This window comes from Prevotella sp. tc2-28 (assembly GCF_900107705.1).
Lineage (GTDB): Bacteria > Bacteroidota > Bacteroidia > Bacteroidales > Bacteroidaceae > Prevotella.
The window spans coordinates 113,096-128,778 of the sequence record NZ_FNRE01000009.1; the positions used below are offsets into that span (position 1 = coordinate 113,096).

Here is a 15,683-nt window from a genome sequence, read left to right on the forward strand (position 1 = left end):
TTAAATGAAAAAGGGTCTGTTGATTGGGCTTTTGATAACCATGATGCTGCCTATAAACGCACAAAAGGCAGTCATCGAGGAATCTGTGACAGATATTGTCTGCGACGGTCCCACCCATGCTATTACTCACTATAAAGAGGTCGTTACTATCCTCAACCCACAAGGAGGGGCTTCTTTGGCAAATTTCGCCTGTTCTTGCAGTGACAAGGACAAGCTTACCAGTTTTAAAGGTCTGGTGACGGATGCCAATGGACGTGTTATCAGGAAACTAAAAGAAAGTGAGTTGCAAAAGAACGAGATTTCCCCATATCTTGCCGTTGACGACTACACGATGTATCTTGATTATGCACCACCTGTTTATCCTGTTACCATTACCTACGAATGGACCATTGACAGTCGCGATGACCTGATAACATTTCCTCGCTTCTGCCCCCAGACAAGCTATGACGTCAGTGTCAAGAAAGCAAGCTATAGACTTAAAGTTCCGAAGAGCATGACCATTCTCCATGCACAGCAGAACATTCCGAGCGAGGTGAACATCGACAAAAGTGCGAAATACACCCAGCTCCTCACTCTTGAAGTCAACGACTTGCCTATGCTGGAGAACGAGCCCTATTCGCGTCCGCTGAGGGAGAAGGTTCCTATGGCACGGTTTGCCCCTGCTGACTTCACGTACTATGGCACACAGGGAAGTCAACGCAGCTGGAAAGACCTTGGTCTATGGCAATACAGCCTCATCCAAGGACTTGATGTCCTGCCTGAAAATGTCCGTCAACAACTGCATCAACTGACAGACACCATGAAGACAGACCGTGAGAAGGTGGAGGCTCTTTACCGGCATCTTGGCAAGACCACTCGTTATGTGGCCATCCTTCTGGGTATTGGCGGAATGAAGCCGGCCACAGCCACCAGTGTCTATAAAAGCGGATTCGGCGACTGTAAAGGTCTGACGAACTATATGCGCGCTATGCTGAAAGAGGTGGGTATTGCCTCGAACTACATACTCATCAGCACCACCAATCGCAGGTTTATGAAAGACTACACCTGTGCTGGCCAGATGAACCACGCTATCCTACAGGTACCACTTCCCAACGATACGCTTTGGCTGGAATGTACCAATCCTCAGTTGCCCATGGGCTATGTGCATGAGGACATTGCCGGACATGATGCCATTGAAATTACTGAACAGGGAGGCAGACTTGTTCGTCTGCCCTTATATGCAGACAGCACGAATCTGATGCGAAGCACCGTAAATATCCATCTCTCCCAAGACGGAACTGCAGACTTAAAGGTGTCACAAGAGACCTTCAACAGACAATACGAAGATCGCATCCCTTTGACTAAGATGAATGAAAAGGATCGCCAAAAGATACTTCCACGGATTGTCTATGCCCCATTGACTGAAATCAACCGCATTGACATCAGCGAGAATGGTGCCAGAATTTCAATGGACACGGAAATCAAAAGCCAGAAATATGCTAACCAGACAGGACAACGGCTCTTTGTGCCCATCTGTCCACTACATCACGGCTACTCTGTACCCAACGACACGGCAGGACGTCAAGAGGATATCTGGCTGGAATTGGGCTATCAAGACGAGGACGATATCACACTCACCATTCCAGAGGGATACGCTATTGAAGCTTGCCCCAAGGACATTAACATCGAACAACCCTTCGCCTCATTCTCATTCTCAATAAAGAAAAACGATAAGACTATTCATGTTAAGAATCACCTGTTAATGAAGTCGGGGACGTTTGACAAGTCACTCTTTCCACAACTCACAGAGTTCCTGCAATCAATCAGCAACATCTACAATCAAAAAATAATACTGAAAAAATTATCACTATGAGAAAACTATTATTCCTTTTGGCATGCCTGACACTGGGCTGGACAACTATTGAAGCACAGAACCTGAAGTTCGGCAAACCAACTGACGAAGAGATGCAAATGATCGTCTATGAACAAGACCCGGAAGCATCTGCCGTTGTACTTTGCCACCTAACTAATGTAAATTACACGATGGACTCATTCAACTTCCTCGTTGACTATGAGGTTAAAACACGTATCAAAATCCTGAAAGAAGAGGGTAAGGAGTATGCTAATATCAGCATTCCTTATATATCCAACCTGAATGAGAATTATTCCCAAGAAGAATTCACATCTTTCAAAGCCACAGCCTATAATCTGGAGAACGGCAAAGTGAAGAAGACAAAAATCGGAATAGATCAAATTTACTCTGAGCGTATTGACAAAGACTATATGCTGGCCAAAATTGCCATTCCACAGGTAAAGGTAGGCACTGTCGTTGAATATGAGTACAAACTACACAGCAATGTTTTCTACCACATTCACGACTGGTATGCCAGTGCAGAGATTCCCGTTGCTTTTGCCAACTATCGGCTTGAGATTCCTTCCATCTTTATCTATAACGTGGAATACTCAGGACTACAGAAATTACAGAGCACCGTTACTGCAGGTTCGCTAGCCTATAAAAGCAATAGTGGCAACATGACGAAACAAAGCAAGTGTCTTACCAATATTTACAATTGTACTGGACGGAACCTAAAGGGTCTTAAGAAAGACGATTATGTTTGGAATGTCCACGACTATTTTACCAAGATAACAGCTGAGTTGCAACGGATCAATCAGTTTGATGGAAGCTATCGTGACATGAAGAGAAAATGGGAACAGATAGACGACATTCTATTTGACCATCCTGATTTTGGTCATAAGTTGTATAAACACAGCAAATATCGTGATGAACTGGCCACAAGCGGAATCAGTGAGATAACCGATTTAAAGGAAAAAGTGGCAGCTACTTTCAAGTTCTTGCAACAACGACTGGCCTGGGACGGTGAATATGAACTGCTGACAAAATCATTCTCTGAGATTGCCAAGAAAAGAAATGGGACGAATGCAGATCTTAACATGATGCTCATTAACATGTTGGGCGATGTTGGCGTCAAAGCCTATCCTGTCGTCATGAGCACGCGCAAGCACGGACGAATTCCAAAGACCTACCCCACTTTGAATAAGCTGAGCACCTTTATTGTAGGCATTCCTTATGGCAGTTCATGGCTTTACATCGATGCCTCATCGGTAAATGGCTATATTAATGTATTGCCCGCCAATCTTTATACGGATAGGGCACGAATCATCCAAAAAGGGAAAGAAGGACAATGGGTTGACCTGCAAAAGATGGGAGAGGCTCGTACCATGATGACTGTCAAGGCCACGCTATCCGCTGACGGAGAAATGAAAGGTGAGATTCAGACGCTTTATTCCGGCAATGCAGCTGCCAATGAAAGAGATATCTTCCATTCGGTCACCGATAGTTCTGCTTTCATTGCTCGCAAATCTTCTGATAACGGCATTAAGATTAGCCAGTGTAACATAGAGGGATTACGTGACTTTGCACCTAATGTCACAGAGACTATTCAATTTACCAAACAAGGTGAAACGTCTGGTGACCACATATATTTAAATCCTTATATCTCATTTCCCATTACCAACAATCCGTTCACTGAAAAAGAGCGCTTGCTGCCTATAGAATTCCCCTACAAACAGGCATTCAATACGTCTCTGCAACTGACATTACCCGAGGGATGGAAACTAGAGGAAATGCCACAGAACATCAGAGTATTCTCAAAAGACAAGAGTATAACTGGACACATCCTCTATGAGTCCGCTGACGAACGCATGGTTACCATTACCTGTCAGTTCCGACTTACCAAAGTCAACTACGAGAATAACGAGTACGACATGATTAAACAACTTTTCGAACTCTTTGCTAACCGTAGTAAAGACATGTTGGTCATCAAGAAAAAGTAAACGATTATAATACGATGAAAGAGAAACTGACAATAGTAAAAGTGGGAGGTGCTGTAGTCGAGGACGAACTGCAGCTCTCTCAGTTGTTACGTGACTTCTCGGCCATCGAAGGTCGGAAGGTTCTAGTACATGGTGGCGGAAGGAAGGCCACAAAGATGGCAGAGCGCTTGGGCATCGAAACCAAAATGGTAGAAGGCAGACGCATTACCGATGCCGACATGCTGGAAGTCGTGACGATGGTCTATGGCGGACTGGTGAACAAAAATCTCGTAGCCCGTCTGCAAGCCAACGGTGTGAATGCTTTGGGACTAACAGGCGCTGATGCCAATGTCATCCGTAGCCATAAACGTCCTTTGAAAAATGGTGTGGACTACGGCTTTGTAGGTGATGTTGACCAAGCCGACGGCAACATGCTGAGCCGACTGATAGAAGCAGGCATCACCCCCGTGATGGCTCCCTTGACGCATGATGGCGAAGGACACATACTCAATACCAACGCAGATACCATCGCTTCAGAGACGGCCAAAGCACTGGCTGCCCACTACGACGTGACACTCGTCTTCTCGTTTGAGAAGAAAGGCGTACTCAGCAATCCTGATGACGACGACAGTGTGATAGCCACCATCAACCATGTTGACTTTGAACGCTACAAGGCCGACGGCACCATCAGCGGCGGTATGCTGCCTAAGATAGAGAACGCTTTGCATGCCGTTGATGCCGGTGTTTCGAAAGTCATCATCACACTGGCTACAGCCATTGATGGACTGCACGGCACCATCATCAAGAAATAAGACGAGAATGACCAAAAGTTTCCAAACCCACGTATTGCCCTTGAAGAACGAACTGTTCAGACTGGCACTCCGCATCACTCAAAACCATGCGGAGGCAGAAGACGTGGTACAGGAAACCATGATGAAAGTATGGAACCGACGCGAGGAGTGGGAAAAAATCGAATCGATGGAGGCATTCTGCCTAACCATCTGCCGTAACTTGGCACTCGATAAACTACGCCGTATGGACAATCAAGCGTTGACACTCGATATCAGCATAGATCCTACTGATTCCAGTCACTATTCCAACCCAGAAGAACAAGCCGTCATGAACGACCGCATCCAACTGGTGCGTAAACTTATAAACCAGCTACCTGAAAAGCAGCGCAGTTGCATGCAGTTGCGCGACATCGAAGGCAAGAGCTATCGCGACATCGCCACCATTCTCGACATTACTGAACAGCAGGTAAAAGTCAATATTTTCAGGGCTCGCCAAACCATCAAAGAAAAAATTTCATCTATTCTGTAACTTTTTGTTTTAACAAACGTCATTGAATATAGAGAACCCAATAAAAGATATGGATTACAAGTACATCGAGCAGCTCATGGAGCGTTATTTCAACGCAGAAACCTCTTTGGAAGAGGAAAGCATACTGCGTACCTTCTTCTGTCAGGAGAATATCCCGGCAGAGATGCAGCAGTGGCGTGCGCTCTTCACGGCTGATGCCAACGAGCAACTCGGTGACGACTTCGATGCCCGTATCTTAGCAATGATTGAAAACGAGCAGACAGCTAACAAGGAAACTAAGGTTGTCAAGGCCCAGGAGGTCAAGCTCACCCAACGGATGATGCCCCTCTTCAAGGCCGCTGCTGTCATTGCGATTATCCTCACGCTCGGTGGAGCCTTGCAGGCTCCGTGGGACAAGAGCTGGAATGCACCTGTCAACGACTATACCAGCTTCCAGATAGACACTGTCGATGTGGGCAGTCCCATACAAGCCGAGAACATCATCGACAAGGCAGTGGACAGCACACAAGTGCTGATTCCCAACCAATCGAAAGACTGACGAATTTTTCTATGCTTTCTCTATATTTTAATCATGTTTAGTTAAAACACCAAGCGAAACTGTGAAGTTTCAATCTCTCAAATTTTTCATAACATACTAACGGTGAATGGGCTGCCTGTCTGACGTGTCAGAGGCAGCCCATTCGATTTCTCTTTTTTCGTGAAACATCACCGCTCAACCCGACGCATCCACAGATGCAATTGGTAAAGAGAGGGCAGCAGGATAAGCAGTGAGAAAGCCACAGCCAGATAGACATGCATCTCAGAACCCTTGAACACATCTATAAGCTTGATGTCCGGGTTGGGATAGAAAGCACTGAATACAAAGGCTGCACTATTGTTTGCCCAATGATAAGCCACACCCGGCAGGATAGAACCCGTACGCCAGTACATCCAACCCAGCAGTAAGCCGATGATGAAAGCATGGGGCATCTGTACAGGATTAAAATGAATGAGGGCAAAGAACAAAGCCGACAGGGCTATGGCAGTCCATGGGCGCAAGTGCTTGTTCACCCGCTCAGCCTCCTCATAGGGTTCACTACTCCATCCGAGCAACATGCGTAATACACCACCACGCATGACCATCTCCTCACTCAAAGGAGCAAGCAGCCCAATAGCAACATAGCCCCAAGGTGAACTCAGGATAGACTGGAACTCCTGCTCCATCAGGTTGGGCATCTCAGGGATTTGTTCCTGTATCCATGCCGACGGAATGAGGGCACCTAAGGCTGCAATGACACTCCATGTCAGCACCGTCCAAGGCTGCGTACGCAACCAGTTGGGCGACACGAGAGTGTAACGCAGGGCTAGGAACACGACGATAGAAAGTACCGCACTAACGGTTGCCATAGTAATAAGCAACCCTGCAGTCTGGTCGCTATTGCCTGTCACCAGGCGCCAGATAAGAGGAACGGTAGCGCCTCCGATAATCTGAATACCCATGAATATGAGTAAGTAACTGATTGCCTTCTTCATGATTGTTTCTTTGCTAATATCATATCTTTTTTCAATTGTGCCACCAGTGCTTCGGCACTCTCGAAGCGACGCTCACCCCGCAAACGCGATGAGAATATCAGGCGGAGCTGTTCACCATAGAGGTCCCCTTCATAATCGAACACATGCACTTCCAATGTCTGAGGATGTTGCCCGAAAGTGGGACGTGTTCCAATATTCATCATGCCCTTATGTGGATGGAAGGACGACGGAAGCTGTACTTTGACGGCATAGACACCTGCCTTGGGAATGAGCTGTAAGGGCTCATCAGGCGTGATATTGGCTGTCGGATAACCAAGCTGCGTACCGATATGTTCACCATGACCGACATGACCAATCAACTGATAAGGACGCCCCAAGAGTTCAGCAGCCTCAGCAACATGGCCTTCAGCCAACAGTTTGCGGACAAGCGACGAGCTGACCTCACCCTCGGCAGGCAGTTGTAAGACCTCAATGCCCATGTCACGACCATAGCGCACATAGTCTTCGAAACCGTCCTCACGGTTCCGACCAAAACGGTTGTCATATCCCGTCAGCAGCACCTTGACACCCAGTTGTTGCAACAACACCTGTCGCATAAAGTCATAAGCAGTCATCTGCCTTAGTGCGTCCGTAAACGACAACACCTCCACACGATTGATGCCTGTACCCTTGATGAGTGCCAGTTTCTCGTCCAATGATGTAAGCACCTGCTCACGGCGCAGCGAATGGTCAAAAGTAATAGCTAACGAATGCAACCCTCGCTCACGAGCCGCCTGAACGACCTGGTGTAACACAAACTGGTGACCACGGTGTACACCGTCAAACATGCCTATCGTTGCTACATAACCTTCCATCCTTTTACCCTCCTATAAACTTCTCCTACCCACAATACGGGCGACGTACCAATGAATATATATAGCCATGTCTGCCAGCTGAGGGGGACGGTGCGGAACATCTGTCCGCCAAAGGTGACGATGAGCCATTGGCCTACCAGGACCAACATCAGCACCATCAAAAAAGCTTTGCAAGCCCATAGACGACGGAATGCTGAATGGGTGGAGCCCAGCATACGGGCATTGAACAAGTTCCACCACTGCAACATGACGAAGATGGTAAAGAACACTGTCAGCTCCACATCGTCAACACCCGCCACACGCTCGAAATACCAGAGCAATGAACCCATGAAAATGAAAAACAGACCACCGATGAATCCTATGCCTCGCATCATACCATGCGTGATGATAAAGGCATCACGACTACGAGGGCGCTCGTGCATCACTTCACGACTGGGGGGCAACGAAGCCAGTGCCATTGCCGCAAACGTGTCCATAATCAGGTTTATCCATAGTATCTGCGTGATGGTCAGTGGCAGTTCCGTTCCTATCAGTGAACCAAAAAGAACCAACAACAGTGCCGTCACATTGACTACCAACTGGAAAAAGACAAAGCGCTGAATGTTCTTATACAGCGAACGTCCCCACATCACGGCCTGTACAATGCTCCGGAACGAGTCATCAATCAGCGTGATGTCACTGGCCTGCTTGGCCACACTCGTACCAGAGCCTAATGACAGTCCTACATGGGCACGGTTCAAGGCTGGTGCATCATTGGTTCCGTCACCAGTGACAGCCACCACCTCGCCTTGTTGTTGCAAGAGGGATACCAGTCGTTGCTTATCGGTAGGACGGGCTCTCGACATCACTTTCAACGACGTTATTCGCTGAAGTGCCTCCTCGTCACTCATGGCAGCAAAGTCACTGCCAGTCATGACATCCCCTTCTATACCTATCTGACGGGCTATCTCTTGCGCAGTTGCCGACGTGTCGCCCGTTACTATCTTGACATCGATGCCTGCCTGGCGACACTGTCCAATGGCCTCAGGCACCTCCTTTCGCAATGGGTCGCTGATTGCGACGATGGCCAACAGCGTCTTATCCTGTGCAATGGCAAGTGTACGCATGGCATGTTGCTGCCAGTCACGCAGCTGCGCTTCCATTTGCTGACGCATATCAGCTTCGATACTGCATTTCTCCATCACGATTTCTGGGGCACCTTTAATATAGGTCACATCACCAACGGTTGTCGACATATACTTTCGCTCTGTAGAGAACGGTTCACGACTTGTCATCGGGTTCTCTTCACGCAGCTGTTCATAGTCCACACCTTGGCTGACTAACCAGCGTAGCAAAGCCTGTTCCGTCGGGTTGCCCACTTCGTGAGTTGCCGTCGTATTCAAGGCAATAGCTTTGAAGAGATCGGAGGGATCACCTATTCTATCCTCCTTCGTTCTTCTTACATCACTTACCGTCATACGGTTCTCGGTCAGTGTACCGGTTTTGTCTGTGCAGATGACTGTGACAGCACCCATCGTCTCAGAAGCCTGTAACTTACGTACCAAATTGTTCGACTTCAGCATACGTCGCATGTTCAGCGCCAACGCCAGCGTCACCGCCATCGGCAATCCCTCTGGCACAGCCATCACTATCAGTGTCACAGCCATCATGAAGTAACGCAACACCACTTCAACCATACCTAGGTAGTCGTCAGTCTGCCACAGGTCGTTGGTCAGCATGTCATGTATGAGGAATATCAGGAAACTGGCTGTTGCCACCACGCCGCCTATCTTACTTATCAACTTAGCCAACCGGTCCAATTGTATGTTCAACGGTGTCTTCACACCCGTCAACTCCGTAGCCTGTCGCGCTACATGACCAATCTCCGTGGCATCGCCAACGGCAGACACCACATATCGTCCTGTACCGCCCATCACCATAGACGAGCGTAACATCATATCCTTAGGATAAGCCTCTCCGTTTACCGCTTGCTGATCAACTGGAACCGCTTTATGAGTCATTGGTTCGCCCGTCAGGCTCGACTCATCTACCTGTAAATCTGTACTTTCGAACAATTGTCCGTCAGCAGGCACCTCGTCTCCAGTCTCCACCACGACGACATCACCAACTACGACTTCACGACGTGGAATCTCTACTACCTGCCCATCGCGAACCACCTTCACGGGCTGTTCTTCGCCCAGCTGCGTCAGCACGTCAAATTTGCGGGCAGCATCACGCTCGAAGTAGAAACCTACCGTCGTAGCCAACAAAACGGCAGCAATAATACCTAGAGTCTCGATATAGTCATCCTTGACAAATGCCAAAACTAGCGACACAAGGGCTGCCACCAATAGGATGCGCACCATCGGGTCGTTGTATTTTTCCAGATATAGCCGCCACATCGATTGTCTGCGGGGTGGTGTCAACACGTTCTCTCCGTGCTTTACCCTGCTTTGCTCAACCTCTCTTGCGGTCAGTCCCTGATTCTTTTCTTTCATAATTGTCTGCAAAGTTAGTGCAAACGCATAGAATTGCAAAATAAATTATGTTTTTTTACAACGATAATACATATTAATTTGTATCTTTGCACACTATTTCATTACTATTTAGTTAAATATGGACAAGAGACATTTAGGCTGGATGCTGTTATTGGCCACACTAACCAGTTGGGCTCAGGAAGTGAAAATTGAGTTTTTTACGCCAACAATCGTTCACATAACAAAAGGTGAACCAACCAAAACAATGGTGGTCACAGCAAAACCAGAGGCAGTAGTTGTCACTCGGAAAGGAAACAGTATATCCAGTTCTCAACTGACTGTGAGACAGGACACTCAAGGACGTCTGACATTCCTGACAGCCAAAGGGAAAGTGCTGCTGCGCGAGAAAAGCCATGATATCGCTCAGGTGCGTCAGACTTTCATACTTGACAAAGAAGAGGCCGTCTACGGACTGGGCACTTTCCAAAACGGCAAGATGAACCGCCGTGGTGAGCATAAGCGCATGGAGCAGTCAAACCTGGAAGATTTTCAAAATGTGCTTCAGAGCATCAAGGGATGGGGACTGTATTGGGAGAACTACTCGCCCACACAGTTTGACGACGACGAGAACGGTATGTCTTTCACCTCTGAGGTAGGCAAAGGCATTGACTACTATTTCATGTATGGCGGCTCTGCTGATGGCGTGATAGCCCAGATGCGACACCTGTCAGGCGACGTTCCTATGTTCCCCCTATGGACCTATGGCTTCTGGCAATCGAAGGAGCGTTACAAGAGTGCTCGTGAGACAGAGGGTATTGTCGACAAATATCGTGAATTGCAGGTTCCACTGGATGGAATCATTCAGGACTGGCAGTATTGGGGCTCCAACTATCTGTGGAACGCTATGGATTTTCTATCAGAAGATTTTGCCAATGGTCCGCAGATGATACAGAATGTTCACCAGAAACACGCCCACTTCATGATTAGTATCTGGGCCAGTTTCGGTCCCCAGACTCGTCAATATCGCGAACTTTATGAGAAGGGGATGCTACTGCCCTTCCAGACCTGGCCCCAAAGTGGAATTTCACACATTTGGCCCCCTGTTATGGATTATCCCTCTGGTGTCAAGGTCTACGATGCCTTCCATCCCGAGGCACGTACCATCTATTGGAAATACCTGAAGACGCTCTTCAACTATGGCACCGATGCCTGGTGGATGGATTCAACTGACCCCGACTGTTTTTATCCTACCGAGAGCGACTATGCCCACCCCGTCTATGGAGGCACCTGGCGCTCCCTGCGCAATGCCTTCCCCTTAGCAACTGTCAAGGGCGTGTATGAACGACAGCGTCAAGAGCAATCGGTCAGCAAACGTGTGTTCATCATGACACGTTCTGCCTTTGCCGGCCAGCAACACTATGGTTCCAATATGTGGAGCGGCGACGTTGCTTCGTCGTGGGATATGCTGCGCAAGCAGGTTCCGGCAGGACTGAGCTTCACGCTTACCGGCAACCCTAACTTTAATACCGACATCGGTGGATTCTTCTGCAATGCCTACAACACAAATGGTCCGGCATCAGCACCTCGCAACCCACAGTTCCAAGAACTTTACATCCGTTGGATGCAGTATGCTCTGTTTTGTCCAGTTTTCCGCAGTCATGGGGCTGACGCCCCTAGGGAAATATGGCAGTTTGGAAAGAAGGGGGAACCCGTCTACGATGCCATAGAGAAGGCCATCCGTCTGCGCTATCGCCTCCTACCCTATCTTTACAGCATTGCTTGGCAGGTCACCAGCAACAACGACAGTTATATGCGTCCACTATTCTCCGACTATGCCAATGACAAGCGCGTCTGGAACATAACTGACGAGTTTATGTTTGGTCGCCATATCCTGGCAGCACCCATCCTAGAAGCCCAGTACACGCAGGAGCAGATTATCAAAGAAGATGCCATGACCGGATGGGACCGGAAGGAGAACAAGGCAACAGGCGAAAACCAGACAGCAGACTGGACCAATCCGAAATCGACTACAAAGTATCTGCCTAAAGGAACCCTTTGGTATGACTTCTGGACCAACAAAAAATATCAGGGCGGACAACAAGTGACACTACAGACCAGCATCGACCGCGTTCCTATGTTCGTCGCAGCAGGCACCATTCTCCTACTGGCACCAGTAGTGCAATATGTTGGCGAGAAGCCTTGGAACCAGTTGGAAATCCGTATCTACCCGGGAGCCGACGGCAACTTCACGCTTTATGAAGACGAAGGCGACAACTATCATTACGAACAAGGGCTCTACACGACAATCACCTTCCATTGGGACAACAACCATCGTGTGCTCACCATTGGCGACAGGCAGGGTAGCTATCCCGGCATGACAGAGAAGCGCCAGTTTACCATCGTCTTCCCAGACGGTACGTCAAAGACCGTCGAATACGATGGGCATCGGATTGCTTTACCTTAAAAAAGCACTTTGCAAAGGCATAAAAGTCATTATTTTCGGAAAATATTTGGAGATTTGCAAGAATCTGCTTATCTTTGCACCGCTTTTACGAGCACTGGACTTGTAGCTCAGTTGGTTAGAGCAACAGACTCATAATCTGGAGGTCCCAGGTTCAAGCCCTGGCTGGTCCACAAAATCAAGTTGGTGATTTTGAGAGAGTTACGCAAGAAGCGTGACTCTCTTTTTTTGCCCTTATATATACTTTGGGAACAAACAGGGAACAAAGACTCATTTTCTAATAGTAATAAAATTGAACGTTTTTAGCGTTCTTTAGCTATCATGTGATAGTTTATTTGAAGATTAAGACTTCCTAAAACGCCTTGAACCAGTGCTGTTAAATTTTCAAAAATGGCCATTCTGACGGTCTTTCTGTTTGTCGGATTGTTATCTCGGCTTGGCAAATCCACTATGCTTATATTACTCGCACTCGACATTTAAAAAGTAAAAGAATTAAACACAAAGAAGCCCGTCAACTGACCTCGAACTTTTAACTAATGCCATAAGCGGTCTGCTTTCGAGCGTGACGGGTACTTCTTCTATCAAATATGACGCAAAGGACAACTTATATCTACATGCAGAATAAATCCTGCTGTATAGGCTTCTGTTTGCGTTTTGTTGGTGCATTCATTGGCTCCAATGACCATCCGAACTCCTTCAGATTAACTCTGAGCGCATATTTGATGATGCTATTCCGGCGGTATGCATCGGTGCCACTTTTGAATTTCGGCTGCTTCTCCTTGTCTTGGATTACCTGGATCACCTGCATGTAACTATCGTAGCTCCTACCAGCCTTCAAGCGGATTTGTTTCATGTAATAAAGCACTTCATCTTCATGCAGATAATGGCCGAGCAGCGTCTGCAGGGCAACCTCTTGGGCATCTTTGCCTGCATTGTACCAAACATTCTCCCTCATTCGCTGATGGATGTCGGTGTGTTCTACAGGCTCCGCATACTCCTCAAATGGAGAAAGTGGCTCGTCACCCTTCTGCCAGGGCTTTTCAAGTCCTTCCTTGGGGAAATCCTTGGTGTAGATGAAGATAAATATCGATGAAACCTTACCTCCACGCCCCTTCCGAGGCCCTTCTTGGAAGTCGAACCAGAGATTCGAGTGTTTGGCAGCATACAGTTCAAACAGCTCCATCTGGGTTGCTTCCAGTATAAACTGGCGTACTTCCTTAAAACTGGTGTAGATGGCAGGTGTGATAATCTTCTTGGTTCTTGGGTCGCGCACCTCATCGAGGTTGAAGATGCGCCGGAAGTCCTCCATCTGAATCGGCACTACCCTCTTCTTATAGACATGTCCCAATGCCTTCTCTCCACTGTCGAGGAATCGGAAATCGCCACAGAACTGGCTGCACAGCTCATACATCTTCTGCGAATACTTCGATCTGAGCAGCATGGCCGTTCCGAGGTCGAAGGTCGTGAAACTCTTGGAAATGTCTATCAGGTATGGCATAATCTCTGGCGATACGCGCACGTCATACAAACCTGTCTCTGTATTATAGAAGAACGAGTCCACCCAGTGAACTTCTCCCCTGATTAACTGTCCCTGCTCATTCTTGAAGATCACGGGAACCAGTTTCTTTGCGAGTTCTCGCAGTGCAGCATAGGTACGAGGAACATTCTTCTGACCACCGATAAGCCCCAGGTCATCGTCAGTCAGATGGAAGTAGAGATCCTTCCAGCTGTCCGGCACACCAAGGTTCTTCTCAGTGTACTTGTGCTTCACCTCGCCTGTAATGAAATAGAGCGTCCTCCGTTCTATCAGTCCATAGACGACGGGCGAATTGACGATTGCATTACTCCAGCGCACCTGCTCATGGGTTATCTTACCAACCGCAGGATAGCGAAGTGTTATGTTCATCGGCTCTGAAAGGTTCAGGCAGCTGACTTCGTTTTCTATCTTCTGCTTCATTTTAAAGATCATTTCTGTTAAACGTTTGCCTTATGGCTTGAATTTCTCGATGCAAAGTTACTACAACTATTCAGTAATGATAAAAATAAGAATGTTAATTTTCCAAGTCACGATTTCTTATTTAGACAAGCGCAAAACCTCCTAAGTTCGATTTCTGTTCTCATAGAATATCACATCCCGCCGCTCTTGGGTCAACGTCTGGGACAACCATTTAGCGCATTTTCTCCTAAGTTCAGCGCAAAATCTCCTAACTTCCAGCGCAAAACCTCCTAAGTTCAGCGCATTTTCTCCTGAAAAAACTCCTGAAAACCCTGTAAATACACATAATTCGGCTTCCTTTAAATAAAGCTATAATAAATAATTTAATAAATAAAGCTTTATACGCGCACGAGAGAGGCGGCTGGGCTTAAAGGGAAAAAGATGAAGGTCTATGATACGATGGATTTACCAAAGGGAAAAGAAAATCGAGGCTTTCAGGCACATTTCAGCGCATTTTCTCCTAAGTTCGATGTTCTATGCAATTCTATGATAGAGTGCCAAGACTTCTTTTCCCTTTTAGCCTGATGCAACTTTTTTGCCGAAAAACCAGCTCAAAAAGCGAAAGCACCTCGTCTTGCCATCTTTTGAGCATGTGAGTAAAGTCCCCTTTTTTGTCCATTTCATCGAGCGAAAGGAACACAAATATTGGCCAGGCTCCAAGCGTTGAAACTTGAAATCTGGCTCTCAGCAGTCGATGGCCACTACCCTTAGCAGTGAACTTCGCCAGCCAATTCGCCGACTACACGGCACAGAAGCGTCGCCAGAAGCCATCCGAGTTTGGCGATGCATGCGAGTATCTTAAATGCTCCAAGTACAATGCCGTAGCCGAGCATGAAGAACAGTACAAATATCTGCATACTACTTACGTTTTGTTTATGTAAAGATACACAAAATCCGCGAGACCACCAAGGCTTCCGGCTTCCATCTGCCGCCCCATCCATTCTTTTCCCTCGATGCAGAAAGACATATTTTCAGAGATTCATAAACTTATAAACTATGTAATTCTATCTTTCAGCAATTCTATCATTCAGTAAATATGAAGTACATAAATTCAGTTATTCAGTTTTTATGAAATACAGAAAATAAGAGTTTCAGTTATTCAGTAAATAAGAAATTAAGAAAGACAGAGTTTAAGCAAATCTATCATTCAAAGTTTATGAAATACTGAAATTCATATTTTCAAAAAATCAGTAATTCAGATATTCAGAGAATAAGAAATACAGCAAATCAGTAATTCAGAAAGATAGTAAATCAGAAACTCTATCTTTCTG

General features: G+C 47.0%; 11 protein-coding genes and 1 tRNA gene. 8 read left to right on the forward strand and 4 right to left on the reverse strand.

Annotation, left to right across the window (positions count from 1 at the left end):
• The first annotated feature begins 4 nt into the window (after window positions 1–4).
• From BLU47_RS09360 to BLU47_RS09380, 5 genes are read left to right on the forward strand one after another with little or no spacing between them, the layout of a single operon-like run.
• Entirely contained in the window at window positions 5–1,852 is a 1,848-nt protein-coding gene (locus BLU47_RS09360) for a DUF3857 domain-containing protein (protein WP_091961638.1), read from the forward strand.
• Entirely contained in the window at window positions 1,849–3,834 is a 1,986-nt protein-coding gene (locus BLU47_RS09365; protein ID WP_091961641.1) for a DUF3857 domain-containing protein, read from the forward strand. Before BLU47_RS09360 ends, BLU47_RS09365 begins: the two co-directional genes overlap by 4 nt.
• Before the next feature lie 14 nt (window positions 3,835–3,848).
• Window positions 3,849–4,625 carry an acetylglutamate kinase gene (argB, locus tag BLU47_RS09370; protein ID WP_091961643.1) on the forward strand — a complete coding sequence of 259 codons (777 nt, stop codon included), beginning with the start codon at window positions 3,849–3,851 and terminating at the stop codon, window positions 4,623–4,625.
• A 7-nt stretch (window positions 4,626–4,632) separates the two neighbouring features.
• The gene (locus BLU47_RS09375; RefSeq protein ID WP_091961646.1) at window positions 4,633–5,133 is read left to right on the forward strand and encodes an RNA polymerase sigma factor; all 501 of its coding nucleotides are present in this window, start codon (window positions 4,633–4,635) and stop codon (window positions 5,131–5,133) included.
• A gap of 49 nt (window positions 5,134–5,182) precedes the next feature.
• On the forward strand, window positions 5,183–5,671 hold the full coding sequence (locus BLU47_RS09380) for a hypothetical protein (RefSeq protein ID WP_091961649.1): 489 nt from the start codon (window positions 5,183–5,185) through the stop codon (window positions 5,669–5,671).
• Window positions 5,672–5,838: 167 nt separating this feature from the next.
• Here the strand turns inward: BLU47_RS09380 and BLU47_RS09385 are convergent, their stop codons facing one another.
• From BLU47_RS09385 to BLU47_RS09395, 3 genes are read right to left on the reverse strand one after another with little or no spacing between them, the layout of a single operon-like run.
• Window positions 5,839–6,645, reverse strand: a complete 807-nt coding sequence (locus tag BLU47_RS09385) for a CPBP family intramembrane glutamic endopeptidase (RefSeq protein ID WP_091961652.1) — start codon at window positions 6,643–6,645, stop codon at window positions 5,839–5,841.
• Complete coding sequence (gene ribF, locus BLU47_RS09390; protein WP_091961654.1) at window positions 6,642–7,499, reverse strand: riboflavin biosynthesis protein RibF; 858 nt, start codon at window positions 7,497–7,499, stop codon at window positions 6,642–6,644. The genes BLU47_RS09385 and ribF overlap by 4 nt, the downstream gene beginning before the upstream one ends.
• Complete coding sequence (locus tag BLU47_RS09395; protein WP_091961656.1) at window positions 7,484–9,976, reverse strand: calcium-translocating P-type ATPase, PMCA-type; 2,493 nt, start codon at window positions 9,974–9,976, stop codon at window positions 7,484–7,486. The genes ribF and BLU47_RS09395 overlap by 16 nt, the downstream gene beginning before the upstream one ends.
• A gap of 118 nt (window positions 9,977–10,094) precedes the next feature.
• Here BLU47_RS09395 and BLU47_RS09400 point away from each other — a divergent pair, with 118 nt between their 5' ends.
• Both BLU47_RS09400 and BLU47_RS09405 read left to right on the forward strand, forming a co-directional pair.
• Window positions 10,095–12,419: a glycoside hydrolase family 31 protein gene (locus tag BLU47_RS09400; RefSeq protein WP_091961658.1), complete on the forward strand. Its 2,325-nt coding sequence runs from the start codon at window positions 10,095–10,097 to the stop codon at window positions 12,417–12,419.
• Window positions 12,420–12,515: 96 nt separating this feature from the next.
• Window positions 12,516–12,589 (forward strand) — tRNA-Ile (locus BLU47_RS09405).
• Between the two features lie 437 nt (window positions 12,590–13,026).
• On the opposite strand, the gene BLU47_RS09410 is transcribed toward BLU47_RS09405, so the two are convergent.
• The gene (locus tag BLU47_RS09410; RefSeq protein WP_176780525.1) at window positions 13,027–14,373 is read right to left on the reverse strand and encodes a replication initiation protein; all 1,347 of its coding nucleotides are present in this window, start codon (window positions 14,371–14,373) and stop codon (window positions 13,027–13,029) included.
• A gap of 752 nt (window positions 14,374–15,125) precedes the next feature.
• On the opposite strand from BLU47_RS09410, the gene BLU47_RS14775 reads away from it, so the two are divergent.
• Window positions 15,126–15,293, forward strand: a complete 168-nt coding sequence (locus BLU47_RS14775) for a hypothetical protein (RefSeq protein ID WP_176780526.1) — start codon at window positions 15,126–15,128, stop codon at window positions 15,291–15,293.
• Window positions 15,294–15,683 lie beyond the last annotated feature (390 nt).